This window comes from Salmonella sp. NW722, from assembly GCF_051702785.1.
GTDB classification, from domain to species: Bacteria; Pseudomonadota; Gammaproteobacteria; order Enterobacterales; family Enterobacteriaceae; genus Salmonella; species Salmonella enterica.
The window spans coordinates 20,590-44,352 of record NZ_JAMMIN010000013.1 but is presented as its reverse complement, the minus strand read 5'-3'; the positions used below and the strand labels follow the sequence as shown (position 1 = coordinate 44,352).

Genomic DNA, 23,763 nt, shown 5'->3' with positions numbered 1-23,763 from the left:
GCCCGACGGCGATCGGGCCGGAGTGAATCAGGACAGAACATGTTGTTCAATCGCCCAGGCAACACCATCTTCAAGGTTCGATTTAGTCACAAAGTTAGCCACCTCTTTGACCGACGGAATGGCGTTGTCCATTGCCACGCCCATACCGGCGTATTCGATCATCGCAATGTCGTTTTCCTGATCGCCAATCGCCATCACCTCCTCTGGCTTAATACCCAGCGCCTCGGCCAGTGATTTTACGCCAGTGCCTTTATTAACCCGTTTATCGAGGATTTCAAGGAAGTACGGCGCACTTTTCAGCACGGTGTACTTTTCCTTCACCTCTGCCGGTATACGCGCAATCGCCCGGTCGAGAACGGCAGGCTCATCGATCATCATAACTTTCAGGAACTGGGTGTTCGGGTCCATCTTCTCCGCTTCACAAAATACCAACGGAATGGTCGCCACATACGACTCATGCACCGTGTAGTAGCTGATATCGCGGTTAGCGGTATAAAGCGTATTTCGGTCTAATGCGTGGAAGTGAGAACCCACCTCACGGGACAGTTTTTCCAGGTAACGGTAGTCATCATAGCTGAGCGCCGTTTGCGCAACCGTACTGCCGTCCCCTGCTTTCTGCACCAGCGCCCCGTTATAGGTGATGCAATAATCACCGGGCTGTTCCATGTGAAGTTCTTTCAGGTAACTGTGCACACCCGCATACGGACGGCCTGTGGTCAGCACCACGTTTACCCCTTTTTCACGCGCAGCGGCAATCGCGTTTTTAACCGCCGGAGAAATGGTGTGATCGGGCAGCAGAAGGGTGCCATCCATGTCGATAGCAATAAGTTTGATAGCCATGAAATCCCCGCATTAAATGAGTCCTGACTCATGCTAACGCGATTCCGCTCAAAAAACAGTAAAGAATCCGAGAGAAAGGGGGATAAGATTCACAAACGGGATTCCCCTTTTCAGGCCGTATTCTCCCTCCTGATGTATTAGATAACCTCATTAATCAAACAGAAAATACCGTTTTTCTAAAAGAATGTGTATTGCTACTTTGGACATCATCACTTAGAGCCTAATGGGATTGGTTCTTAATCAGTAAAAATCAACAAAAACTTATATTTTAAAATAACCTTATCCGATGAGAAGGAGATCGCTAATGTCGATGGCCCTTACCGCCCCCCCAACCAGGAAAAGATTTTTAATCGTTGCCTGTCTGTTTATTGGAATATTTATTGCTTATCTCGATCGCGTTAATGTTTCGGTATTAGCCGCGAATGAACCCTTCTTAGCCTATATGGGTATTGAAGGTATGCCATTGCAAATCGGCATGATGATGACCGTCTTTCTGGCCGCTTATGGTATCGCTAACGTTGTATTATCACCGCTTGGCGATTATCTCGGCCCCAGAAAAGCAATGATGCTTTGTATTCTGATCTGGACTATCGCTTTAATGATTGGCGGCGTAGCAACATCATTCGCTCTAATTATTATTTGCCGTATATTACTGGGCGTTGGGGAGGGTTTTTATTATCCGCTGCAAAGCGTATTTATTAAAAACTGGTTCCCGAAGCAGGAGCGCGGCAGAGCAAACGCGGCGTGGATCGTCGGCCAGTCGGTGGCACCCGCCATTGCGATGCCTTTTTTCACCTGGTGGATAGGCACCTACGGCTGGCGTTCCAACTTTTTCTTATGCGCCGCTCTCGGGTTAATCCCTCTTTGGCTACTTTGGCGATATGTTGCTGATAAACCAGAACAACATAAAAGTATCAGCGAGCAGGAACTGGCTTATATCAAAGCCGGGCAGGAAACGGAAAGCGCAGGCAGCAGCGAAAGTTTTATGTTGCGGGTAAAACCGGTGATTACCAACTACAGCTATTGGTTGCTGGTGCTGTGGTATCTGTGTCTGCAATGCCTGTACTGGGGGATGATTACCTGGCTGCCGACCTATCTAAAATCAGCCAGAGGGTTCAGTTGGGCGGAAATGGGTTGGCTGGCGTCGCTTCCCTTTGTCCTGTCGATATTTGCCAAAGCAGCCGCAGGCGTCTTCGTCGATAAAATAGGACGCAGCGCCCCCATATTAATGGTATTAATGTTTTTCGCTGGCGTCAGTATCTATTTCGGTACCATAACCGAACATAAATATATGTCAGCGGTACTCCTCTCCTTTGCTGTTGCTTTCTGTACGATGGGTACGCCCGTTGCCTGGACGTTATTACAGGGAATGATACCAGGAAAATCCATATCCGCCGCCAGCGGCGTAATGAACGGCGTCGCCAACGGACTCTCTTCATTATCTCCTGTATTTATCGGCTTATTTATTTCTATCACTGGAACTTATACCGGCGGCTTACTATGCCTGGTTTTTATCAGCGCTATCGCCGTGGTATCGGCATTAATCTTAACGATTAAAAAATATTAATTACGAGGAGTAAATTATGAAAATTACCAGCGTTGATATTATTGATGTGGCGAACGATTTTGCGTCCGCCACCAGCAAATGGCGTCCGGTGGTGGTAAAAATTAATACCGATGAGGGCATTTCCGGTTTTGGCGAAGTCGGGCTGGCTTACGGCGTCGGCGCTTCTGCGGGCATCGGAATGGCGAAAGACCTGTCGGCCATTATCATCGGCATGGACCCGATGAATAACGAAGCTATCTGGGAAAAAATGCTCAAAAAAACCTTCTGGGGGCAGGGCGGCGGCGGCATTTTTTCCGCGGCGATGAGCGGTATCGATATCGCGCTGTGGGATATCAAAGGCAAAGCGTGGGGCGTACCGCTGTATAAAATGCTTGGCGGCAAAAGCCGCGAGAAAATAAGAACCTACGCCAGTCAGCTACAGTTTGGTTGGGGGGACGGCAGCGATAAAGATATGCTGACCGAGCCGGAGCAGTATGCACAGGCGGCGCTGACCGCCGTCAGCGAAGGCTATGACGCAATAAAAGTGGATACCGTCGCAATGGATCGCCACGGCAACTGGAACCAGCAAAACCTCAACGGGCCTCTCACCGATAAAATCCTGCGTCTGGGCTACGACCGTATGGCCGCCATTCGCGATGCAGTCGGCCCGGACGTGGATATCATCGCCGAAATGCATGCCTTTACCGACACCACCTCGGCGATTCAGTTTGGCCGCATGATCGAAGAACTGGGCATCTTCTACTACGAAGAGCCGGTTATGCCGTTAAATCCCGCACAGATGAAGCAGGTTGCCGATAAGGTCAATATTCCACTGGCGGCTGGCGAACGTATTTACTGGCGCTGGGGATACCGTCCTTTCCTGGAAAACGGCAGCCTGAGCGTTATTCAGCCCGATATCTGCACCTGCGGCGGCATCACCGAAGTGAAGAAAATCTGCGATATGGCGCACGTTTACGACAAAACGGTGCAAATCCACGTTTGCGGCGGGCCAATTTCCACAGCAGTGGCGCTGCATATGGAAACCGTGATCCCTAACTTCGTCATCCACGAACTGCACCGGTATGCGCTGCTGGAGCCGAATACACAGACCTGTAAATACAACTACCTGCCGAAGAACGGCATGTACGAAGTCCCGGAGCTTCCCGGCATCGGCCAGGAACTGACCGAAGAAACCATGAAAAAATCACCAACCATTACCGTAAAATAAGCCAACTGTCTGCCTGCGCCGCAGGCAGACACCCTGTATTTGCGAGTCGTATCAACGTGACCTTATCCAGCCTGAGATAAAATCCTCTCAGTAAAGGGGTAACACAGGTGGCAAATGAATTTAACTATCCGGCAATTTCGCGCGTTTCTGGCCGTCGCGGATTTGCGTAGTTTTACCGCCGCCAGCAAATATCTGTGCATCACGCAGGGAGCTGTTAGCGGTTTAATCAACGAAATGGAAAGCCAGATGGAGGTTTCCCTTTTCGACCGCACTTCGCGCGTGGTGAAGCTATCGCCCGACGGCGAAAAGTTTTTACCCGCCGCCATGCGGGTTGTTGAAGAGTTTCAACGGGCCGAAAATTATGCCCGCGACCTGAAAGAGATCAAAAAATCCTTGGTGCGGGTTGTTGGCGCGCCGCTGATCGCCTGTGCTTTTCTGCCGCAAATCATCCATGCCTTTAAGCGGCAGCATCCGCATACCCACGTACAGCTTATTGATAATCCCATGTCGCAATTACAAAAAAGCATTATGTTGGGAGAAGCCGATTTTGGTATCGGCCCGGAGCGGCCGCTGGAACCGGAAATCGACAAACAAACGCTGTTCACAACGGAAATCGCCCTGTACTGCCATCCGGACTATCGGCTGCATAAAAAAACGGTTCGCTGGGAAGAGATTCAAAGCGAAGAGCTGATCGCCGTTGGCAACGAATCCATTCCGATGATCTCCGCAACCGCTGGCGTGCGCATTAAGCCCAAAATGACGGTGGAACATATGGCGACCGCCATGTCGCTGGCGGCGCAGTGTGAAGGCGTGGTGATCGCCGGAACCTTTTCCCGCCATTACGCCAAAAGCTACCAATTAGCGACCTGTTCGCTCACGCCTCCGCTGCGGCGCAATATGAACCTTTATTTCCATGCGTGGCGCGCACAAACGCCCGCCACTCAGCGCTTTAGAGATTTTTTATTCAGCTATGTCGATGAACATCATGATGCCCCGGCCAACCAGCGGTAGGCCGGGGATTAAGGCAGGTTAAATATCGATATTCGCTGCTTTCAGGGCGTTCTCTTCGATAAAGGCACGACGCGGCTCAACGGCATCACCCATCAGCGTGGTGAACAGCTGGTCGGCAGCAATCGCATCTTTAACGGTCACGCGCAGCATACGGCGGCTTTCCGGGTCCATGGTGGTTTCCCACAGCTGATCCGGGTTCATTTCACCCAGACCTTTATAACGCTGGATAGCCAGACCGCGACGTGATTCTTTCACCAGCCACTCCAGCGCCTGCTCGAAGCTGGTTACCGGCTGGCGACGCTCGCCGCGTTCGATAAACGCGTCCTCTTCAATCAGACCGCGCAGCTTCTCGCCCAGCGTGCAGATACGACGATATTCCGCGCCGGTCACAAACTCGTGATCCAACGGATAATCGGTATCCACGCCATGCGTACGCACGCGAACGATCGGCTCGAACAGATTCTGTTCCGTATTAGTATGAACATCGAACTTCCACTGACTGCCGTGCTGCTCTTTCTCGTTCAGCTCGGTAATCAGCGCATTCACCCAGCGCGTTACAGTCTGCTCATCAGAAAGATCGGCTTCGGTCAGAGTTGGCTGATACACCAGCTCTTTGAGCAGCGCTTTCGGGAAGCGACGCTCCATACGACCAATCATTTTCTGCGTGGCGTTATATTCAGAGACCAGTTTTTCTAACGCTTCGCCGGATAGCGCTGGCGCATGAGCGTTCGCGTGCAGAGTCGCACCGTCAAGCGCGATGGAAATCTGGTACTGATCCATCGCTTCGTCGTCTTTGATGTACTGTTCCTGCTTGCCTTTCTTGACTTTGTACAGCGGCGGCTGGGCAATGTAGACGTGGCCGCGTTCAACGATTTCCGGCATCTGACGATAGAAGAAGGTCAACAGCAGCGTACGGATGTGCGAGCCGTCGACGTCCGCATCGGTCATGATGATGATGCTGTGATAGCGCAGCTTGTCCGGGTTGTACTCGTCGCGACCGATACCGCAGCCCAGCGCGGTAATCAGCGTCGCCACTTCCTGAGAGGATAGCATCTTGTCGAAGCGCGCTTTCTCGACGTTGAGGATTTTACCTTTCAGCGGCAGAATCGCCTGGTTCTTGCGGTTACGCCCCTGCTTCGCAGAGCCGCCCGCGGAGTCCCCTTCCACCAGGTACAGTTCGGACAGCGCCGGGTCGCGTTCCTGACAGTCCGCCAGTTTGCCCGGCAGACCGGCTAAATCCAGCGCGCCTTTACGACGGGTCATTTCACGGGCGCGACGCGCCGCTTCACGCGCACGCGCGGCGTCGATAATTTTGCCGACGACGATTTTCGCGTCAGATGGGTTTTCCAGCAGGTATTCGCTCAGCAGTTCGTTCATCTGCTGTTCTACCGCCGATTTCACCTCGGAAGAGACCAGCTTATCTTTGGTCTGCGAGGAGAATTTCGGGTCCGGCACTTTTACGGAAACCACCGCAATCAGGCCTTCACGGGCATCATCACCGGTGGCGCTGACTTTGGCTTTTTTGCTGTAGCCTTCTTTGTCCATGTAGGCGTTCAGCGTGCGGGTCATCGCCGCACGGAAGCCTGCCAGGTGGGTACCGCCGTCGCGCTGCGGAATGTTGTTGGTAAAGCAGTAGATGTTTTCCTGGAAACCGTCGTTCCACTGCAGCGCTACTTCCACGCCGATACCGTCTTTTTCGGTGGAGAAGTAGAAGATATTCGGGTGAATCGGCGTTTTATTCTTGTTGAGATATTCAACAAACGCTTTGATGCCGCCTTCGTAGTGGAAATGATCTTCTTTGCCATCGCGCTTGTCGCGCAGGCGGATGGAAACGCCAGAGTTCAGGAATGACAGTTCACGCAGGCGTTTCGCCAGGATCTCATATTCAAATTCAGTGACGTTGGTGAAGGTTTCGTGGCTCGGCCAGAAACGTACCATCGTGCCGGTTTTATCGGTATCGCCAGTGACGGCCAGGGGTGCCTGCGGCACGCCGTGCTCGTAGATCTGACGGTGAATTTTGCCATCTCGCTGGATAACCAGTTCCAGTTTTTGCGACAGAGCGTTGACTACCGAGACGCCCACGCCGTGCAGACCGCCGGAGACTTTATAGGAGTTATCGTCAAATTTACCGCCCGCGTGCAGAACGGTCATGATCACTTCCGCCGCCGAGACGCCTTCTTCCGGGTGAATACCGGTCGGAATGCCACGGCCATCATCCGTTACGGACACGGAGTTATCGGCGTGAATAGTTACGACGATATCTTTACAGTGACCTGCGAGCGCTTCGTCGATAGCGTTATCTACCACCTCGAATACCATGTGGTGCAGACCGGTGCCGTCATCCGTGTCGCCGATATACATACCCGGGCGCTTACGCACCGCATCCAGCCCTTTCAGGACTTTGATACTGGAGGAGTCATAAGAATTCGACATCAACGTTTCTCGCTCATTTAATCTTGGGTTAATCCGTTATTTTACCCTTTTCCACGGTAAACATCTTCGAATTTTCATCCGACATGTCTATAACGTGTTCAGCGCTAATTGCGCTGACAAAGACCTGCGATTGCGTGGCTTTTAAGCGGCTGGCCAGCAGCCCGCGACGCGCATCGTCAAGTTCAGAGGCAAAATCATCTATCAGGTACAGGCAGCGCCGCCCGCTTTCGCGGGTGAGGAACTCGCCCTGCGCCAGACGTAAGGCGCACATCAATAACTTTAGCTGCCCGCGCGACAGGGTATCTTCCACCGGCGCGCCGTCAGCGCGAATGCGAAAGTCCGCTTTATGCGGCCCGTGCGCGGTGTAGGTCAACATACGGTCACGCTCAAAGCTTCGCTCCAGCACGTCCGCATAGTCTGTCTCTTTCTCCCAGCCGCGCTGGAAAGAGAACGTCAGGGAAAATTCAGGTAAAAACTGCTGACAGGTATCCGCCATGTCCTGTGCGATAGCGCTACTGTACTCCGCCCGCCAGGTACTAATTTGTTCCGCCAGCGGAATCAGCTCTTTATCCCACGGGCGCAATTGCTCATAACGACTCACCTGGCGCAGCGCGGCATTACGCTGTTTCAGCAATCGTTTCAGGTTGCTCCAGGCGGTGAAGAATCCGGCTTCGTTGTGAAAGCATCCCCAGTCAAGGAACGCTCTTCTGTATTTGGGGCCGCCGTTGAGTAAAGTAAACCCCTCCGGCGTAATCAACTGCATCGGCATTAAATGCGCCAGCTCCGCGATCTTGTGACCGTCAGTACCATCGATACGGACTTTGCTGTCGCCCTGCTTATCTTTGGTTAAACCAATCGACATCTCACGCTCTTCGCCCTGCAGGCGCCCGTGGAGAACAAACGCTTCCTGCTCATGACGAATCACGCGGCCAGGCTGCAAACTGCGAAAAGCCCGACCGTGGCCAAGCGTATAGATAGCTTCCAACACGCTGGTTTTGCCGCTGCCGTTGGCGCCAACCAGGAAGTTAAAGCCGGGGGATAAAGCGAGATCCGCATTTTCTATGTTGCGGAAGTCTTTGATTAAAAGGCGCGTCAGTGACATATATTAGTACATTCGTCCAGGGGCGTGTGTGTCGCAGCCAGTTCGTCTACCGCCAGCGCGCAGAAAGCGGAGCGTACACGAAGTACGTGAGCATTTCGAGCACTGCCGGGAGGCGAAATGGCAAGTAAACCAGCCCCTTTTCAGATTCTACAGCCTCATTGGCATAACAACGTAGGCAGCACTCTGTGACGCCGCATCCTCAATCTGTACGCTGGATACGGAATCCGTCAGCATAATGCGCACGGTTTCGCACTTCAGCGCATTGAGCACGTCCAGCACGTAACTGACGTTAAAGCCGATTTCCATCTCCGTCCCGCCGTAGCTCACGTCCAGAATCTCTTCCGCTTCTTCCTGCTCCGGGTTATTGGCGGTGATTTTGAGCTGATTCTCACTGACGTACAGACGCACGCCGCGGAATTTCTCATTCGAGAGGATTGCCGCGCGGGCAAACGCCTGCTTGAGGATATCGCAGCCCGCTTCCAGATGTTTATCCGGATTCTTCGGCAGAACGCGACGGTAATCCGGGAAGCGACCATCCACCAGCTTCGAGGTAAAGATAAAATCGCCGACGTGCGCGCGGATATTATTACTGCCAATCTGCACGCGCAGCGGGTTTTCACCGCCGTCGAGCATACGCATCAGTTCAATGACGCCTTTACGCGGCACAATCACCGAGTGGCTGGGTAAAGACGCTTCCAGCGGCATTGAACACACCGCCAGACGGTGGCCGTCGGTCGCAACAGTGCGCAGTTCGCTGCCTTCCGTTTCAAACAGCATACCGTTTAAGTAGTAGCGCACATCCTGATGGGCCATCGAAAACTGGGTCGCTTCAATCAGGCGCTTCATCGTGGCCTGCGGCAGCGTAAATTCAACTTCGCTTTGCCAGTCGTCAAGATTCGGGAAATCGGCGGCAGGCAGCGTAGACAGCGAGAAGCGGCTACGGCCAGAACGCACCAACATCCGATCGCCTTCCAACTGAACGGCAATCTCCGCGCCCTCCGGCAGGCCGCGGCAGATATCAAAGAATTTCCGCGCCGGCACGGTAGTAGCACCCGGCTCATGCGGCTGAGAAAGCGTAACGCGCGCGACCATCTCCATTTCAAGATCGGTGCCGGTCAGAGAAAGCGTACCGTCCGCTACCTGGAGGAGCAGGTTACCGAGAATCGGCAGCGTAGGACGACCGCCCAGCGGGCCGCTGACCTGCTGAAGCGGTTTTAATAAATGTTCACGTTCAACGGTAAATTTCATAGGATCACGACGACAATGTTCTGATTAAATTCGAAAAATCTTCTTTGATATCGTGGCTTTCTTCACGCAGTTGCTCAATTTTACGACAGGCATGAAGTACGGTAGTGTGGTCGCGCCCGCCAAACGCATCGCCGATTTCCGGCAGACTGTGGTTGGTGAGCTCTTTTGCCAGCGCCATAGCCATCTGGCGCGGACGTGCTACCGAGCGAGATCGACGCTTAGAAAGCAGATCCGCAATTTTGATTTTGTAATACTCGGCCACCGTCTTCTGAATATTGTCGATGGTGACCAGTTTTTCCTGCAACGCCAGTAAATCGCGCAGCGCTTCGCGCACAAAGTCGATAGTAATCGCCCGGCCGGTAAAGTTGGCATTGGCGATCACCCGGTTCAGCGCGCCTTCCAGTTCACGTACGTTAGAGCGTAGACGCTTGGCGATAAAGAACGCTACTTCGCCTGGCAGACGAATATCATTTTCGTCCGCTTTTTTCATCAGGATCGCCACGCGGGTTTCCAGTTCTGGCGGTTCGATCGCCACTGTTAGCCCCCAGCCAAAGCGGGACTTGAGACGATCCTCAACGCCGTTGATCTCTTTCGGATAGCGATCCGACGTCAAAATGATCTGCTGATTGCCTTCCAGCAGAGCGTTAAAGGTATGGAAAAACTCTTCCTGGGATCGTTCTTTATTGGCGAAGAATTGAATATCGTCGATCAGCAATGCGTCAACGGAGCGGTAGTAGCGTTTAAACTCTTCGATGGCGTTATTTTGCAGGGCTTTTACCATGTCCTGCACAAAGCGCTCGGAGTGCATATACACGACTTTCGCGTTGGGTTTGCGCGCCATAATGCCGTTACCCACCGCGTGCAGCAGGTGAGTTTTACCCAGACCGGTGCCGCCATAGAGGAATAACGGGTTATAAGCGCCGCCAGGATTATCCGCCACCTGACGTGCCGCCGCGCGCGCCAGTTGGTTGGATTTACCTTCGACGAAGTTATCAAATGTATGTTTAACATTGACGTTGGAGCGGTAGGTCGGCTCCGCCGGCGCTGGTACGTTATCCCAGCCCGAACGGGCCGCAGGCGCTACGCGCTGCGGCTGCGCCGTCGTTGTCTGCGCAGGCGCGACAACGTTATGCACAGGCGTTTTTAGCGTTTGCGTAACGGGCTTTGTTCCCACTTCAAAACGCAGTTGTGGGGCATCCGCGCCACAGAATGTGTTGAGTAATCCATTGATATTGTTGAGGTACTTATCTCTTACCCAATCGAGCACAAAACGGTTTGGCGCATACAAAGCCAGCGTGTTATCGCTCAGTTCCGCCTGCAACGGGCGTATCCACATACTGAATTCTGTGGCTGGTAACTCATCCTGCAATCGGGCAAGACACTGCTGCCAAAGCGAAAGTGACACGGCGGACTCCACTCGAACAAAAGTCGATAAATGACAAAGGCTGATACATTAATGATTGTTGGCGCACGTCGATAAGACCCTGCATGAAGGGTGACGCACGAACCGCTGTCTGCGGTTTTCACGGATCTTTCAAACGATCGCGACTTCACGCAGTCTGAAAGATTTCGTGTTCATGCCTGACCAGGATCGTTTGAAACGATCAGGACCGCGGATCATAGCCTAAACTGAGCAAGAGATCTTCTGTTTCTCACAGATTCTTCCCGATTTATCCACAGGACTTTCCAGGAAAGGATAAGTGTAATCGATCCTGGGGAACTCCTGTACGCTTTCGCGCGCATATTGAAAAAATTAATAGGTAAAGGTGAGCAGACGCCTAAAAGATCGCATAAAGATCCAGGGCGATCCTTGCGCTTTACCTGGCAGTCCGTATAATTCTCCACCCGTCGCGCAATGCCCGTCATATGGCGTCAACGCTGCTTATTTTCCGCACAAAAAGGCGTGGAAAATCGCGGGAAAATAAGGAAAGAGAATTGACTCCGGAGTGTACAATTATTACAATCCGGCCTCTTTAATCACCCACACTGTGGCGTAAGTCGTTCAAAGTTTGTTCGGGTATACGCAAAAGTCAGTGAATTTATTCAAGTTTAGGTAGAAATCGCCATGAAACGCACTTTTCAACCGTCTGTACTGAAGCGCAACCGTTCTCACGGCTTCCGTGCTCGTATGGCTACTAAAAATGGTCGTCAGGTTCTGGCACGTCGTCGTGCTAAAGGCCGCGCTCGTCTGACCGTTTCCAAGTAATAAAGCTAACCCCTGAGTGGTTAAGCTCGCATTTCCCAGGGAGTTACGTTTGTTAACTCCCGCTCATTTCACATTCGTCTTCCAGCAACCTCAACGGGCTGGCACGCCGCAAATCACCATCCTCGGCCGCCTGAATTCGCTGGGGCATCCCCGTATCGGTCTTACCGTCGCCAAGAAAAATGTTCGACGTGCGCATGAACGCAACCGGATTAAACGTCTGACGCGTGAAAGCTTCCGTCTGCGCCAGCATGAACTTCCTGCAATGGATTTCGTGGTGGTGGCGAAAAAAGGGGTTGCCGACCTCGATAACCGTGCTCTCTCGGAAGCGTTGGAAAAATTATGGCGCCGCCACTGTCGCCTGGCTCGCGGGTCCTGATAGCCCTTATTCGGGTCTATCAACGCCTGATCAGTCCGCTGCTTGGGCCGCATTGTCGTTTCACGCCAACGTGCTCAAGCTACGGAATTGAGGCATTGCGCAGGTTTGGAGTGATAAAAGGCAGTTGGTTGACGGTGAAACGCGTATTAAAATGCCACCCTTTACACCCTGGTGGTGACGATCCCGTCCCGCCCGGACCATTTGATACCAGAGAACACTAACGATGGATTCGCAACGCAATCTTTTAGTCATCGCTTTGCTGTTCGTGTCTTTCATGATCTGGCAAGCCTGGGAGCAGGATAAAAATCCGCAACCTCAGACTCAACAGACCACGCAGACAACGACCACCGCAGCGGGTAGCGCCGCCGACCAGGGCGTACCAGCCAGTGGCCAGGGGAAAATGATTACGGTGAAAACCGATGTGCTTGATTTGACTATCAACACCCGTGGTGGTGATGTCGAGCAGGCCTTGCTCCCGGCTTACCCGAAAGAACTGGGTTCCAACGAACCGTTCCAGCTGCTGGAAACCACCCCGCAGTTTATCTATCAGGCGCAAAGCGGCCTGACAGGCCGCGACGGCCCGGATAACCCGGCGAACGGCCCGCGTCCGCTGTACAACGTCGAGAAAGAGGCGTTTGTACTGGCCGACGGTCAGAACGAACTGCAGGTTCCGATGACTTATACTGACGCCGCAGGCAACACGTTTACCAAAACGTTTGTCTTTAAGCGTGGCGATTATGCGGTTAACGTGAACTATAGCGTGCAGAACACCGGCGAAAAACCGCTGGAAGTCTCCACCTTTGGTCAGTTAAAACAATCCGTCAACCTACCTCCTCATCGCGACACCGGCAGCAGCAACTTTGCGCTGCATACGTTCCGCGGCGCAGCGTACTCCACGCCGGATGAGAAGTATGAGAAATACAAATTCGACACTATTGCCGATAACGAAAACCTCAACGTCAGCTCCAAAGGCGGTTGGGTGGCAATGTTGCAACAGTATTTCGCTACCGCATGGATTCCGCGTAACGACGGCACCAACAATTTCTACACCGCCAATCTGGGTAACGGCATTGTCGCTATCGGCTATAAAGCGCAGCCGGTACTGGTACAGCCAGGCCAGACTGGCGCGATGACCAGCACCCTGTGGGTCGGCCCGGAAATTCAGGATAAAATGGCGGCTGTTGCACCGCACCTGGATTTGACCGTGGACTACGGCTGGTTGTGGTTCATCTCTCAGCCACTGTTCAAGTTGCTGAAGTGGATCCACAGCTTTGTGGGCAACTGGGGCTTCTCCATTATCATCATTACCTTTATCGTTCGCGGTATCATGTACCCGCTGACCAAAGCGCAGTACACGTCAATGGCGAAGATGCGTATGCTGCAGCCGAAAATTCAGGCGATGCGCGAACGTCTTGGCGATGATAAACAGCGCCAAAGCCAGGAGATGATGGCCCTGTACAAAGCGGAGAAGGTTAACCCACTGGGCGGCTGCTTCCCGCTGATCATCCAGATGCCTATCTTCCTGGCGTTGTACTACATGCTGATGGGTTCCATTGAACTGCGTCATGCGCCGTTCGCGCTGTGGATTCATGACCTGTCCGCACAGGACCCGTACTACATTCTGCCGATCCTGATGGGCGTAACGATGTTCTTCATTCAGAAGATGTCGCCGACCACCGTGACCGACCCGATGCAGCAGAAGATCATGACCTTTATGCCGGTCATCTTTACGGTGTTCTTCCTGTGGTTCCCGTCAGGTCTGGTGTTGTACTATATCGTCAGCAACCTGGTCACTATCATTCAGCAGCAGCTGATTTACCGTGGTCTGGAGAAGCGTGGCCTGCATAGCCGCGAGAAGAAAAAATCCTGATTCGGTGTAGGCCGGATAAGGCGAAGCCGCCATCCGGCAAGGCGCGCCGGTCAGCCTGATGGCGCTAACGCTTATCAGGCCTACAATCAAAAGGCGGTCATATGACCGCCTTTTTTATTGCAACAAAGTTGAGACTAACCATGAGCCATAACGACACTATCGTCGCCCAGGCAACCCCACCGGGACGCGGTGGCGTGGGTATCCTGCGTATTTCCGGTCTGAAGGCGCGCGACGTTGCGCAAGAGGTGCTGGGCAAGCTGCCGAAGCCGCGCTATGCCGACTACCTGCCGTTTAAAGACGTTGACGGCAGCGCGATGGATCAGGGTATTGCGCTGTGGTTTCCCGGCCCGAACTCCTTCACCGGTGAAGATGTGCTGGAGCTACAAGGGCACGGCGGTCCGGTGATCCTGGACCTGCTGTTAAAACGTATCCTGACGCTTCCAGGCGTGCGCATTGCCCGACCGGGCGAGTTCTCCGAGCGAGCGTTCCTCAACGATAAGCTCGATTTAGCCCAGGCAGAAGCCATTGCCGACCTGATCGATGCCAGTTCCGAACAGGCGGCGCGTTCGGCGCTAAACTCGTTACAGGGGGCATTTTCCGCCCGCGTTAACCACCTTGTGGAAGCACTTACTCACCTGCGAATCTACGTCGAAGCGGCTATCGATTTTCCGGATGAGGAGATCGACTTTCTCTCTGACGGCAAAATCGAAGCGCAGCTCAATGGCGTCATCGCCGATCTTGACGCCGTGCGCACCGAAGCGCGCCAGGGCAGCCTGCTGCGCGAAGGGATGAAGGTAGTGATTGCCGGACGCCCGAATGCCGGGAAATCCAGCCTGCTGAATGCGCTGGCAGGCCGTGAAGCAGCCATTGTCACCGATATCGCCGGTACCACGCGTGACGTGTTGCGCGAGCATATCCACATCGACGGGATGCCGCTGCATATCATCGATACCGCCGGACTGCGCGACGCCAGCGACGAAGTTGAGCGTATCGGCATCGAACGCGCCTGGCAGGAGATTGAACAGGCCGATCGCGTGCTGTTTATGGTGGATGGCACCACGACGGACGCCGTTGACCCTGCCGACATATGGCCGGACTTTATCGCCCGTCTGCCCAAAAATCTACCGATTACCGTGGTACGTAACAAGGCGGATATCACCGGCGAACCGTTGGGTATTAGTGAAGTAAACGGTCACTCACTGGTTCGCCTCTCGGCGCGTACCGGCGAAGGCGTCGACGTGTTGCGTAACCACCTCAAGCAGAGCATGGGGTTTGATACCAATATGGAAGGCGGCTTCCTGGCCCGTCGCCGTCACCTACAGGCGCTGGCGGAAGCCGCTGAACACCTTGAGCAGGGCAAAGCGCAGCTATTAGGCGCATGGGCAGGGGAACTGCTGGCGGAAGAGTTGCGCCTGGCGCAGCAAAGCTTAAGCGAGATTACCGGCGAGTTTACCTCCGACGATCTGCTGGGACGGATTTTCTCCAGCTTCTGTATTGGGAAGTAAATCTCCTAAATTAAATTAAAAACGAAGTAAAACCTTTCAAAACATATCAAAACAACCAATTGTTATTTATGGCAATTTTAGGAAGTTCTCTTATGGTTAGGTTTTACTTCCCTTCTCACGATTTTGCTCCGTTTTGCTAATTATTGATCCACATTTGCTCCCGAGTTAAAATTTTGGAGTAACGGGAGCAAAGCGGAGCAATTATGAAGGTATCAGTAAACAAGCGTAACCCTAACTCGAAGGGGCTCCAGCAACTTAGGCTAGTGTACTATTACGGAGTTGTTGAAGGTGAGGATGGCAAAAAACGAGCAAAGCGCGACTACGAACCTTTAGAACTCTATCTCTACGAGAACCCAAAGACACAAGCAGAGCGTCAGCACAATAAAGAAATGTTGCGTCAGGCTGAGGCTGCGCGGTCAGCAAGGCTCGTTGAATCTCACAGTAATAAGTTCCAACTGGAAGACAGAGTAAAACTTGCTTCGAGCTTTTACGATTACTACGACAAGTTAACTGCCAGTAAAGAGTCTGGAAGCTCTTCAAACTATTCTATTTGGATCTCAGCAGGTAAACATCTTCGGAGCTATCACGGAAGAGCAGAGCTCACTTTTGAAGAAATTGATAAAAAATTCCTAGAAGGGTTTAGGAAATACCTTTTAGAGGAACCACTAACGAAATCGCAATCAAAACTTGCGAAAAACACAGCCTCTAGTTACTTCAACAAAGTCAGAGCCGCACTAAATGAAGCGTTCCGGGAAGGCATCATCAGGGATAACCCAGTCCAGCGAGTAAAAAGTGTCAAAGCAGAAAATACCCAGCGAACCTACCTCACTCTGGATGAAGTTCGAGCTATGACAAAAGCGGAATGTCGCTATGACGTACTTAAACGAGCATTTCTTTTTAGTTGCACAACTGGCTTGAGATGGAGCGATATTCAGAAGCTTACTTGGAAAGAAATAGAAGAGTTTCAGGATGGACACTACAGAATTATTTTCAAACAAGCTAAATTACTGAATGCCGGAAACAGCTTAGTCTACCTGGATCTACCAGACTCAGCCGTCAAGCTTATGGGAGAGCGCCAAGATAAAGCGGAGCGAGTATTTAAAGGGTTAAAATATAGCAGTTACACCAACGTTGCTTTGCTACACTGGGCAATGCTAGCAGGCGTTCAAAAACATGTTACTTTCCACGTAGGCAGACATACATTTGCTGTGGCCCAGCTTAACCGTGGGGTTGATATCTATTCTCTCTCTCGCCTTCTTGGACACTCAGAATTGAGAACAACGGAAATTTATGCTGATATCCTTGAAAGTCGCCGGGTAACAGCAATGAGAGGCTTTCCAGATATTTTTGAAGATAAAGTACAAGAATCTGGAACTTGCTGTCCTCACTGCGGAAAGTCCGTATTGAATAAAACACTTTAAGATGCCCTACGGCCGCGAGGAAAACTCGTGATGTAATTTGTAACGTCTTGGTGAAGTTCATGAGCAGACTTCACTCTGTTCTTTTCCAACCATGCTTGAAGGTCTGAGCGCTTAATTAGCACCCGATTACCACCCGGCTTAGTAAACGATAAGCGCTTTTCATGCGTCAGGCGGTAGATGTATGAGCGTTTTGCTCCAACGTATGCCGCCGCCTCATCGACGGTAAGATACTCTTTATCAGATGGTGGTAAGTTTGATTTGCTGCCGTCACTCACCGTATTTTCAACGACCTGAGCCAGTAATTGCTTCATTTCTGCAATTTCGCTTCTCAAGGCATTCAAGGTTTCATTCACGTCTACAGTCATCAGCCTACCCGTTACACACCAGTTATTGATAGACCTAGTTTATGAGAGACAGCTACCAATCCTCGGCTCTGGATCTGCCCTTTTAGGGCGCGAACAAAGTTATTAACGCCTGAACATGGTTCAACTATAGGTATCTTTATAGGATTTTTTTAAAGGCAATACCTATAGGTTTAGGGGGGGGGAAATTATGCGTGCAAAGTGGGGGTGATTATGCGCAGCTCGTCAGTAGTCAGGGGGGTAATTATGCGTAAAAAGGGGGGGGCGATTATGCGTGGATAAAATCCAAAACCAACAGTGTTTTCCACAACTTTGCAAAACAATAACATAAAAAAACCGGCACATTGGCCGGTTATTAAGTCAATTACGGTATGGAATCGGTGGGGGGCTGGACATCATCAGAATTCCGCCAGTCACTTTCTTAACTTTTGCATCCGGATAAACAGTAAGGACTCTCTTTAGAGCAGGAAGGAATACCTTCTTAAAGTTCCTGTCAGCGTCGTCTCCGGTATATTCTTGACCAAACTGCTCGCGCAAATTACGCCAGTACAATACGACAGGCCTACCGCTAATTCGATGTAAACGATCCGAAAGCATGGCATAAATATCCATCGCAAGAGCACTGCTATTAAGCTGATTTAGAGCCCTTAAATCAAGCGGTACAGCATGTTCGCTTAGCGTAGTAAAATACTCGTGTGAAAATGTAATAACACCAGGCCATAAAGCACCTTGATTGTCGCTGTTACCAATCCAAGCCTCAAATTTTTGGATGGGCTTACCATCGTAAGTGAACGCTTTATCAGCGGTACTAAAACCAAGGGTAATACTACAAGCAGATAACGCCAAAAGCTGTTTACGGAAGTTTGTATAGCTCCCATTTTTTCCTCCTGATGACTCCTTGCCCAGTTGTTTGAGGAAAGCACTGGCGCTATTGCCGACATCAATCTCGGGTGATTTTGAACGCAACGCTTGAGTATTCAGATATGCCATTACAAGCCTTGGCATGGGACCATACGGAACAGGCTGTTGGAGAAACTGCTTACCATCCCAAATTTTACCCGCTCGGATGTATAGACCAGCAGCACCACAACGCCTCTCAAACTCAGATCCATTTACTCTTGAACGAGGCAAACCGACTTGGCACATGATTGAGTGCATAAAAGTGAAATCATTGGGCGAGGGTGGATCTGATTTAATCCTTACTGAGGCATCTATTAATTCAGACTCAGCCCGACTCAAGCCTTGTGATTTATCACTATTTTCTACTTCGATATCCGCCTGATACTGAGCAAGTAGTTGGCTAAATGGCTTCATTACTTACCCTGCGGGAATCAAGCCATGCCTCCAACTGATCTAACCTGTATCTTAGTGTTTTATCGCCACTGATTTTATATGGTTTGGGAAATGAAGGGTCGTTTGTGCGGATTCGTTGAAGCGTTGGCACAGAGATTTTAAGTAGGGCAGTCACCTCATACACAGAGATCATCTGCAGGTGACTGTAATCTTTTTCATTTAAAGTTTGCTGCATAAATTTCTCCAGCATCATCATTGATTTACTGGAGAAATTTTGAGGGTGAACCCCCGTAAACATGGCCTCTGGAAGTGCCCTATTTGGGCACCTAGGCGATTTATTCCGACACAAAAACTTTCACATGTGAAAGTTTCTCATTGATAAACATCAACCACCATTGCCATCCAAGTCAGGAAAGATTTCACGCGCTTTGTCGTTTCTAATTTTGTCCACATTAATCCCTTCCAGCCGCTCCATAATACGTTCTGAGGCGTCTTGTCGAGTACCATCAATATTAAAATCACTTCCAGCTCCCGTTAAAGCATCCAAGTTTAACGATGCGGGATCAGGAAGTTTTCCATTTTGCTGAAGTATACCCAACCACTCGTCTAGGTTAACCTTACTCCAATCAATATCCGCTATTCGATCCAATGGAATTCCGCCGCATTGAGGTGTGCGCGCATCACCAAAGTTAAGGCCAAGTTGTGGCCGCACTTGCTCTTGGATGATTCGAGAGAGTGGCGAGTTGAAACAGCAATAGGACTCTCGCTCCTCGACACATGCTCCCAGTACTTTGGACTTGCAGTAAGATCCAACGTATGTGCAGCTATTTAGTGCTCTTTTAGCATTCATGGTGAACTCCTTTTCCTCGCACTTCCAAATCATTTGGATCATGACCATCGACACTACATAGACTGTGTAAACAGTCATAACGGTGCTTAGCATGGCGGCACCTTGTTGGCCGAGGATTTGTTCAGTCATTGATTCAGGAGCCCCAGCAGGTACGCCAGCGGCTCCCGTCGCAGAAGCATTTCCTAGAGCTTCAGAAGTCAGCTTGGTAATTTGCTCCTTTAATGCGCCAATAGTCTCCTGGGCAAACTGTTGAACAGGCTGGAGAAAACTATCAACCGCTCCACTAATATTTTCTATATAACTTGCAAAAGGCTGTGTTATTTCGGTCCAGCCAGACATTACGGGGTCTCTTAATACTTGGTATGCTCCTTTCACGGCACTGCCATCAGAGAGTCCCATAACGGCACCGTCTAGCTTAGGCACGGCCATAATCAAATTGAGATAATCAGCAAACGAAATATTCGTCGGCTTTTCACAACAATCTGAGACACCACCCACAGCAATCTTGCATTCCCCAGCCTCACCGGCAAAAGCTGAACACATCACATTTTCTTCACCAGTGGGGTTATCATCATAATTTTGACCAGTACAACTCATATCCTGAGTCATGAACTGAGCTGCATTCAACAATGCAGATGCACGAGCGAAATCAGTGCTTTGTGACTTTGTTATATCGAGACAATCATCCCCCATACACCTAATGGGTCCACCACATTGATACGTCGTTTCTTTCTCTAAAGTAGGTATTGATATGTCCGTTCCGCAGTCGTAGGTATCTTTAAACACATAACACTTACCCGAGGAACCCTCTGCTCCATCAATACATTCAGAACTAATAAATCCACACTGAGGATTATCCTCATACATCTGGCAACTGTTGAGATTTCCACCAGTATTTACAGGGCAGTGTGTTTCACCTTGAGGATCTGTCCAGCAGTCCATTTGCCCCTTATAAAAGTCATAGTCGGCTTTAACTCGAACCTTTTTGCACAGCTTTGGAATGCCAGGGAAAGGTGACGGTTTCAGTTGGGATTCGCAAACTTTGACCCCGTTGATGACTGTGCAGCCCGTAGCATCAGTCGGGTCATCTATACATGTTATCTCGCCTTCGGCAAAACCATCTACAACCCCTTTGGCTGAATCCATGCAGCTCTGTGGAGCCCACTCATCCTTGGTAATGGCTTTCGATGGGTCATAGCGGAGTTTTATGCGGCCAAAACCCTCACCTTCACCAGTTACTGAAACACGGATCTTGAATGTAACAACATCACCATCTTTCACGTTCTTAAAATAGGGAGTGACATCAACATTAGGGTTTCGCTCCCAACTCGTGGAGAGCTCACATCTACCGGCTGTTTCTGGAGGGAAGTTGCCATCTGGGCCAGACCACACTTTAGTTTCTTGGCCGGACTTACCGACCCACACTTGCATGTAATCATCCCACTTAACATATTCAAGTGTTGCGGAAACGATAGCATCCGGGTTACTAACCTGGACTCTTGTGTACTCTTCATAGATTTTACAGTTACCAGCCCAGTAATCGTCCCCAACCTTACCAATCCAGAGCTCCGTGCATCCGTCACCACAGGACTTGAGGTTGTATGGGCCATCATAGTGCTTCACCACAGAGGCATCGTAGTCATGGACAACCTCACAGTCCGCGCTTTGATCTACAACACGCTGACACCGTTCATACTCTGGAATGTGGGTGTTGATAGTATTCTGATTAATGGTTGTTTCGGCAGAACAATCCCCAAAGCCACCTGCGATGAGGTCCATATCCTCATAGGTCTTTTTGCTTAGATTCAATACCGGGTCATTACTGAAATCAGGGCGTGAGCGATTGGCCGCATCCATGAGAACTTGATATGCAGAACCTGATATTGAGGGATTGGAGCTGTTGGCGTCTTGGAATAAATTGGCTTTTGCCTCATTACCAAACTGATCCATAGCATCAGCATCACTAAATATCTGTTCTAGCTCCTCTGGAGATGCTGCATCAGGGAAATACTCTGCGGTATTTTGACCAGGTTGAACTCCAGGAAACAGTTCATTTATGTTTATGGATGTTGATTGACCATTACCGACTGGTAGAGAAATTTTACCATCTTGAACCTGAGCAGAGTTTTGCTTAACTCCGTTCGCAATAGATAAACCAAATTGTTTGGCATCACGACCAACAGCTCCGATGTTAGGTTCCTGATTACCCGCATAAGAATGTATCGGAAGAACTGAGATGGTTAAACATAGGAGCGAGGCAACAAACCTCGTCATGATGGGCGGCATAGTGGACATAGCATTTCTCCAGCTTTTTAGTTTGGATAATGCTATGTCGCTCTCTCATAAAAATTAGCATCGCTATTTGCCCTTTTGCGGCATACGCGGATGTATTCAGGCAGCTTTTGAGACCCGGCAGAATGGGCATTCAACACATGTTCGCTGATTAATTGACGTAAAAAAAGTGCATTGGCATTGCTCGCAATGCTCTATCATTGCTTCTCCATTGCGCATTTCAGAGGCAAGACACCAGGCATCTGTAATGTCGAAGGGCTCCCATTTTCCTCCTTTCATACCTGGTACTTCTTTACGGATAGCGTGATACATCCTAAACGCTTTATTCAGAGCGCTAATATCTACAGAACGCTTAACTTTTTCCCCTCCAAGATTTGAATAGAGCTGCATTAAAAGCGATGCTTGAATTTTAGATGTCTGACTGTGGATCAGCGTCGCTCCACCACGGAATGTCCTGGATTTCTTATCCTTCACATCATATCCGCAATATTCAAGCTCAGCGTACAGCCTGCGAACTTGCTTATAAGTCAAACCAGTCTCTAGGATAATTATCTTTGTGATATAACCCGCCAATGCCATGTGCCTTGCTTTTACCCAGCGAGATAACGAACCAGATGTAAAACATTCACTCATGATTATCTCCACACCAAAGATTGCTGAATCTTTTTTAATAAAATCGGCGTTGTATCGGCAAGAGCTGCTGATAAGAATTGATCGAGTACGCCAATATCAAATCTCAATGAAAATCTAATAACGACCCTATGCGATAACGACCTTAACTGGCTGTTTGAGGAGGCGGCGACTGAGGAAGCAAGACCAGAAGATACACCAAAATTTTGCCTCGCCATGTCCAAGTTTCTACTAGCTAACTTATTAAGCAATAGCCAGTACGCTGCGTCAAAGTCGTCCACAACATTTTTAAGGCATATGACAGAATCGTAGCTACCGGCAAGAGCATCGATCACTTCCATTTGATCTGTTTCAAGTTTAAAGCTAAGAAGAACTCCACTCGCTAATTGTGAAAGATAACTGTCAGGAGTTGACGCCAATTTATTAACAAGATCTTCTGGAAGAGAAAAATGATTGCTAACCTGGGATGGCGCATTGGCTGATAAAAGCTTCAGTAGTGTCCACAGAGTCAAATCAAACTCAAAAATATCTTGGTCTGGCTTCTCTTCACTCAATTGAACGGCAAACTTGTCAAAGCTACCAATAACATCACGTTCTAACGGCTCTAAGGCATACATCAGTAGTCCTCCTTACCTTTTTTTCTGCGGCCTAGATTGATTGAAACTAACGCGCTCCCTGCAATCAACGCTAGTAAGGTAAATCCATATTGGTCATCTCTCCACGACGAGATAAACAAGTGAGTAAGAAAGCTTAGAATAAACAACGTTCCGATTGCCTTAACGACGATGTTTAATCGCTTTTCAGTTTCACGATCTAAATGCTTCATATCTTTCTCCATAACACACCTGATTTATTCACTGATTAACTTTGTCATCAATCATAAATACCATGACTTTTTGATAATGCAACGCCAAACACTGTGTTTTTTTACAGTATCATTTTATGGTGCTATGAAGATTTGCATTTCTGAACGATAATCTATAATCGGTTACATATTAATCAGGAGGCGTAAATGAAAAAGGCGCTATTCTCTTTGTTTTTAATCGTAAGTTTGTTCTATTCGTACAAACTTCTTGGCCTATGGTCGCTCATATTTTTTGTAGTCGGAGTTTCTCTGCTGGCATCTTTAAAGATTGGTAGAAGAGCCTATCTAATCAGTAATTCCGGGAGTAAAACGAACACATTATCTGGGCGAGATCTGTTTGCAGACGTCACATACAACCCTGCCACAGGATCTCCAATGGTAAGTGACGTAGATGTATCCGGAAGCTTCTATGGATTGAATAAAAACAAAGGCTCCTGAGAGCCTTTGTTTTTATTAATTATAGACTTAACGTTAACTGCCTATCTTTATATCTTAATAACGGATACCGTTGAGGCGACGAAAAAAAACCTATCAAAATGTGTTTATTAAGTTCCGGATGCTCTCTGATTACATTGTTCAACACCGAACCATCGACGATAAATTTTTTATTTCCACAGGAGATTGGCTTTTCGTTTAGCCATCTCCCTTCCCCCAGTAATATCATCACTTTAAGCTCTTTAATTGC

The 23,763-nt window shown here is 49.9% G+C and carries 23 protein-coding genes; 11 read left to right on the top strand and 12 right to left on the bottom strand.

What is annotated here, in order from left to right:
* Positions 1-27: 27 nt before the first annotated feature.
* A complete protein-coding gene (gene yidA, locus NA330_RS22255; RefSeq protein WP_000985571.1) occupies positions 28-840 on the bottom strand; it encodes a sugar-phosphatase in 813 nt (270 codons plus the stop codon).
* A gap of 304 nt (positions 841-1,144) precedes the next feature.
* Between yidA and NA330_RS22250 the strand changes: the two genes are divergently transcribed.
* The 3 genes from NA330_RS22250 to NA330_RS22240 all read left to right on the top strand — a co-directional run bounded on the left by NA330_RS22250 (position 1,145) and on the right by NA330_RS22240 (position 4,625).
* Positions 1,145-2,407 carry an MFS transporter gene (locus NA330_RS22250; RefSeq protein ID WP_023242088.1) on the top strand — a complete coding sequence of 421 codons (1,263 nt, stop codon included), beginning with the start codon at positions 1,145-1,147 and terminating at the stop codon, positions 2,405-2,407.
* 13 nt (positions 2,408-2,420) lie between these two features.
* The gene (locus NA330_RS22245) at positions 2,421-3,614 is read left to right on the top strand and encodes a mandelate racemase/muconate lactonizing enzyme family protein (RefSeq protein WP_024149245.1); all 1,194 of its coding nucleotides are present in this window, start codon (positions 2,421-2,423) and stop codon (positions 3,612-3,614) included.
* 114 nt (positions 3,615-3,728) lie between these two features.
* Positions 3,729-4,625, top strand: coding sequence for a LysR family transcriptional regulator (locus tag NA330_RS22240; RefSeq protein ID WP_023242090.1), 897 nt, complete (start codon positions 3,729-3,731; stop codon positions 4,623-4,625).
* 18 nt (positions 4,626-4,643) lie between these two features.
* Here the strand turns inward: NA330_RS22240 and gyrB are convergent, their stop codons facing one another.
* The 4 genes from gyrB to dnaA form a co-directional block, all read right to left on the bottom strand.
* Entirely contained in the window at positions 4,644-7,058 is a 2,415-nt protein-coding gene (gyrB, locus tag NA330_RS22235; RefSeq protein WP_000072047.1) for a DNA topoisomerase (ATP-hydrolyzing) subunit B, read from the bottom strand.
* Between the two features lie 28 nt (positions 7,059-7,086).
* Positions 7,087-8,160 (bottom strand): DNA replication/repair protein RecF, encoded by a 1,074-nt coding sequence (gene recF, locus NA330_RS22230; RefSeq protein WP_000060078.1) that lies wholly within the window; start codon positions 8,158-8,160, stop codon positions 7,087-7,089.
* Positions 8,161-8,307: 147 nt separating this feature from the next.
* Positions 8,308-9,408, bottom strand: a complete 1,101-nt coding sequence (gene dnaN, locus NA330_RS22225) for a DNA polymerase III subunit beta (protein WP_000673474.1) — start codon at positions 9,406-9,408, stop codon at positions 8,308-8,310.
* A gap of 4 nt (positions 9,409-9,412) precedes the next feature.
* Entirely contained in the window at positions 9,413-10,813 is a 1,401-nt protein-coding gene (gene dnaA, locus NA330_RS22220; protein ID WP_000059093.1) for a chromosomal replication initiator protein DnaA, read from the bottom strand.
* 339 nt (positions 10,814-11,152) lie between these two features.
* Between dnaA and NA330_RS22215 the strand changes: the two genes are divergently transcribed.
* From NA330_RS22215 to NA330_RS22185, 7 genes are all read left to right on the top strand, one after another.
* Positions 11,153-11,245 carry a hypothetical protein gene (locus NA330_RS22215; protein WP_418142141.1) on the top strand — a complete coding sequence of 31 codons (93 nt, stop codon included), beginning with the start codon at positions 11,153-11,155 and terminating at the stop codon, positions 11,243-11,245.
* 228 nt (positions 11,246-11,473) lie between these two features.
* The gene (gene rpmH / locus NA330_RS22210) at positions 11,474-11,614 is read left to right on the top strand and encodes a 50S ribosomal protein L34 (protein WP_000831330.1); all 141 of its coding nucleotides are present in this window, start codon (positions 11,474-11,476) and stop codon (positions 11,612-11,614) included.
* Positions 11,615-11,630: 16 nt separating this feature from the next.
* On the top strand, positions 11,631-11,990 hold the full coding sequence (gene rnpA, locus NA330_RS22205; protein ID WP_000239725.1) for a ribonuclease P protein component: 360 nt from the start codon (positions 11,631-11,633) through the stop codon (positions 11,988-11,990).
* Entirely contained in the window at positions 11,954-12,211 is a 258-nt protein-coding gene (gene yidD, locus NA330_RS22200; protein ID WP_001307474.1) for a membrane protein insertion efficiency factor YidD, read from the top strand. Before rnpA ends, yidD begins: the two co-directional genes overlap by 37 nt.
* Before the next feature lie 2 nt (positions 12,212-12,213).
* On the top strand, positions 12,214-13,860 hold the full coding sequence (gene yidC / locus NA330_RS22195) for a membrane protein insertase YidC (RefSeq protein WP_000378283.1): 1,647 nt from the start codon (positions 12,214-12,216) through the stop codon (positions 13,858-13,860).
* Between the two features lie 140 nt (positions 13,861-14,000).
* A complete protein-coding gene (gene mnmE / locus NA330_RS22190) occupies positions 14,001-15,365 on the top strand; it encodes a tRNA uridine-5-carboxymethylaminomethyl(34) synthesis GTPase MnmE (protein ID WP_023242091.1) in 1,365 nt (454 codons plus the stop codon).
* A gap of 203 nt (positions 15,366-15,568) precedes the next feature.
* A complete protein-coding gene (locus NA330_RS22185) occupies positions 15,569-16,786 on the top strand; it encodes a site-specific integrase (protein ID WP_000868887.1) in 1,218 nt (405 codons plus the stop codon).
* On the opposite strand, the gene NA330_RS22180 is transcribed toward NA330_RS22185, so the two are convergent.
* The 7 genes from NA330_RS22180 to NA330_RS22150 all read right to left on the bottom strand — a co-directional run bounded on the left by NA330_RS22180 (position 16,783) and on the right by NA330_RS22150 (position 23,039).
* A complete protein-coding gene (locus NA330_RS22180; RefSeq protein WP_000215270.1) occupies positions 16,783-17,151 on the bottom strand; it encodes a helix-turn-helix domain-containing protein in 369 nt (122 codons plus the stop codon). The two genes, NA330_RS22185 and NA330_RS22180, sit on opposite strands and share 4 nt — an antisense overlap.
* Positions 17,152-17,508: 357 nt before the next feature.
* A complete protein-coding gene (locus NA330_RS22175) occupies positions 17,509-18,462 on the bottom strand; it encodes a replication protein RepA (RefSeq protein ID WP_000802150.1) in 954 nt (317 codons plus the stop codon).
* Positions 18,449-18,676 carry a helix-turn-helix transcriptional regulator gene (locus NA330_RS22170; protein WP_001187968.1) on the bottom strand — a complete coding sequence of 76 codons (228 nt, stop codon included), beginning with the start codon at positions 18,674-18,676 and terminating at the stop codon, positions 18,449-18,451. The genes NA330_RS22175 and NA330_RS22170 overlap by 14 nt, the downstream gene beginning before the upstream one ends.
* A gap of 150 nt (positions 18,677-18,826) precedes the next feature.
* Positions 18,827-21,586, bottom strand: a complete 2,760-nt coding sequence (traN, locus tag NA330_RS22165) for a conjugal transfer mating pair stabilization protein TraN (protein ID WP_080164351.1) — start codon at positions 21,584-21,586, stop codon at positions 18,827-18,829.
* A 96-nt stretch (positions 21,587-21,682) separates the two neighbouring features.
* On the bottom strand, positions 21,683-22,216 hold the full coding sequence (locus NA330_RS22160; RefSeq protein ID WP_024140163.1) for a FlhC family transcriptional regulator: 534 nt from the start codon (positions 22,214-22,216) through the stop codon (positions 21,683-21,685).
* 2 nt (positions 22,217-22,218) lie between these two features.
* Complete coding sequence (locus NA330_RS22155; protein ID WP_001747910.1) at positions 22,219-22,830, bottom strand: hypothetical protein; 612 nt, start codon at positions 22,828-22,830, stop codon at positions 22,219-22,221.
* A complete protein-coding gene (locus tag NA330_RS22150) occupies positions 22,830-23,039 on the bottom strand; it encodes a hypothetical protein (protein ID WP_001747911.1) in 210 nt (69 codons plus the stop codon). The genes NA330_RS22155 and NA330_RS22150 overlap by 1 nt, the downstream gene beginning before the upstream one ends.
* Before the next feature lie 186 nt (positions 23,040-23,225).
* Between NA330_RS22150 and NA330_RS22145 the strand changes: the two genes are divergently transcribed.
* Entirely contained in the window at positions 23,226-23,516 is a 291-nt protein-coding gene (locus tag NA330_RS22145) for a hypothetical protein (RefSeq protein ID WP_000709418.1), read from the top strand.
* Positions 23,517-23,763: the final 247 nt, after the last annotated feature.

What these genes read in the sequence shown, in the direction of transcription:
- yidA (WP_000985571.1), bottom strand. Translation starts at nt 840, where the DNA reads ATGGCTATCAAACTTATTGCTATCGACATGGATGGCACCCTTCTGCTG.
- NA330_RS22250 (WP_023242088.1), top strand. Translation starts at nt 1,145, where the DNA reads ATGTCGATGGCCCTTACCGCCCCCCCAACCAGGAAAAGATTTTTAATC.
- NA330_RS22240 (WP_023242090.1), top strand. Translation starts at nt 3,729, where the DNA reads ATGAATTTAACTATCCGGCAATTTCGCGCGTTTCTGGCCGTCGCGGAT.
- gyrB (WP_000072047.1), bottom strand. Translation starts at nt 7,058, where the DNA reads ATGTCGAATTCTTATGACTCCTCCAGTATCAAAGTCCTGAAAGGGCTG.
- recF (WP_000060078.1), bottom strand. Translation starts at nt 8,160, where the DNA reads ATGTCACTGACGCGCCTTTTAATCAAAGACTTCCGCAACATAGAAAAT.
- dnaN (WP_000673474.1), bottom strand. Translation starts at nt 9,408, where the DNA reads ATGAAATTTACCGTTGAACGTGAACATTTATTAAAACCGCTTCAGCAG.
- rpmH (WP_000831330.1), top strand. Translation starts at nt 11,474, where the DNA reads ATGAAACGCACTTTTCAACCGTCTGTACTGAAGCGCAACCGTTCTCAC.
- yidD (WP_001307474.1), top strand. Translation starts at nt 11,954, where the DNA reads ATGGCGCCGCCACTGTCGCCTGGCTCGCGGGTCCTGATAGCCCTTATT.
- yidC (WP_000378283.1), top strand. Translation starts at nt 12,214, where the DNA reads ATGGATTCGCAACGCAATCTTTTAGTCATCGCTTTGCTGTTCGTGTCT.
- mnmE (WP_023242091.1), top strand. Translation starts at nt 14,001, where the DNA reads ATGAGCCATAACGACACTATCGTCGCCCAGGCAACCCCACCGGGACGC.
- NA330_RS22185 (WP_000868887.1), top strand. Translation starts at nt 15,569, where the DNA reads ATGAAGGTATCAGTAAACAAGCGTAACCCTAACTCGAAGGGGCTCCAG.
- NA330_RS22180 (WP_000215270.1), bottom strand. Translation starts at nt 17,151, where the DNA reads ATGACTGTAGACGTGAATGAAACCTTGAATGCCTTGAGAAGCGAAATT.
- NA330_RS22175 (WP_000802150.1), bottom strand. Translation starts at nt 18,462, where the DNA reads ATGAAGCCATTTAGCCAACTACTTGCTCAGTATCAGGCGGATATCGAA.
- NA330_RS22170 (WP_001187968.1), bottom strand. Translation starts at nt 18,676, where the DNA reads ATGCAGCAAACTTTAAATGAAAAAGATTACAGTCACCTGCAGATGATC.
- traN (WP_080164351.1), bottom strand. Translation starts at nt 21,586, where the DNA reads ATGTCCACTATGCCGCCCATCATGACGAGGTTTGTTGCCTCGCTCCTA.
- NA330_RS22160 (WP_024140163.1), bottom strand. Translation starts at nt 22,216, where the DNA reads ATGAGTGAATGTTTTACATCTGGTTCGTTATCTCGCTGGGTAAAAGCA.
- NA330_RS22155 (WP_001747910.1), bottom strand. Translation starts at nt 22,830, where the DNA reads ATGTATGCCTTAGAGCCGTTAGAACGTGATGTTATTGGTAGCTTTGAC.
- NA330_RS22150 (WP_001747911.1), bottom strand. Translation starts at nt 23,039, where the DNA reads ATGAAGCATTTAGATCGTGAAACTGAAAAGCGATTAAACATCGTCGTT.
- NA330_RS22145 (WP_000709418.1), top strand. Translation starts at nt 23,226, where the DNA reads ATGAAAAAGGCGCTATTCTCTTTGTTTTTAATCGTAAGTTTGTTCTAT.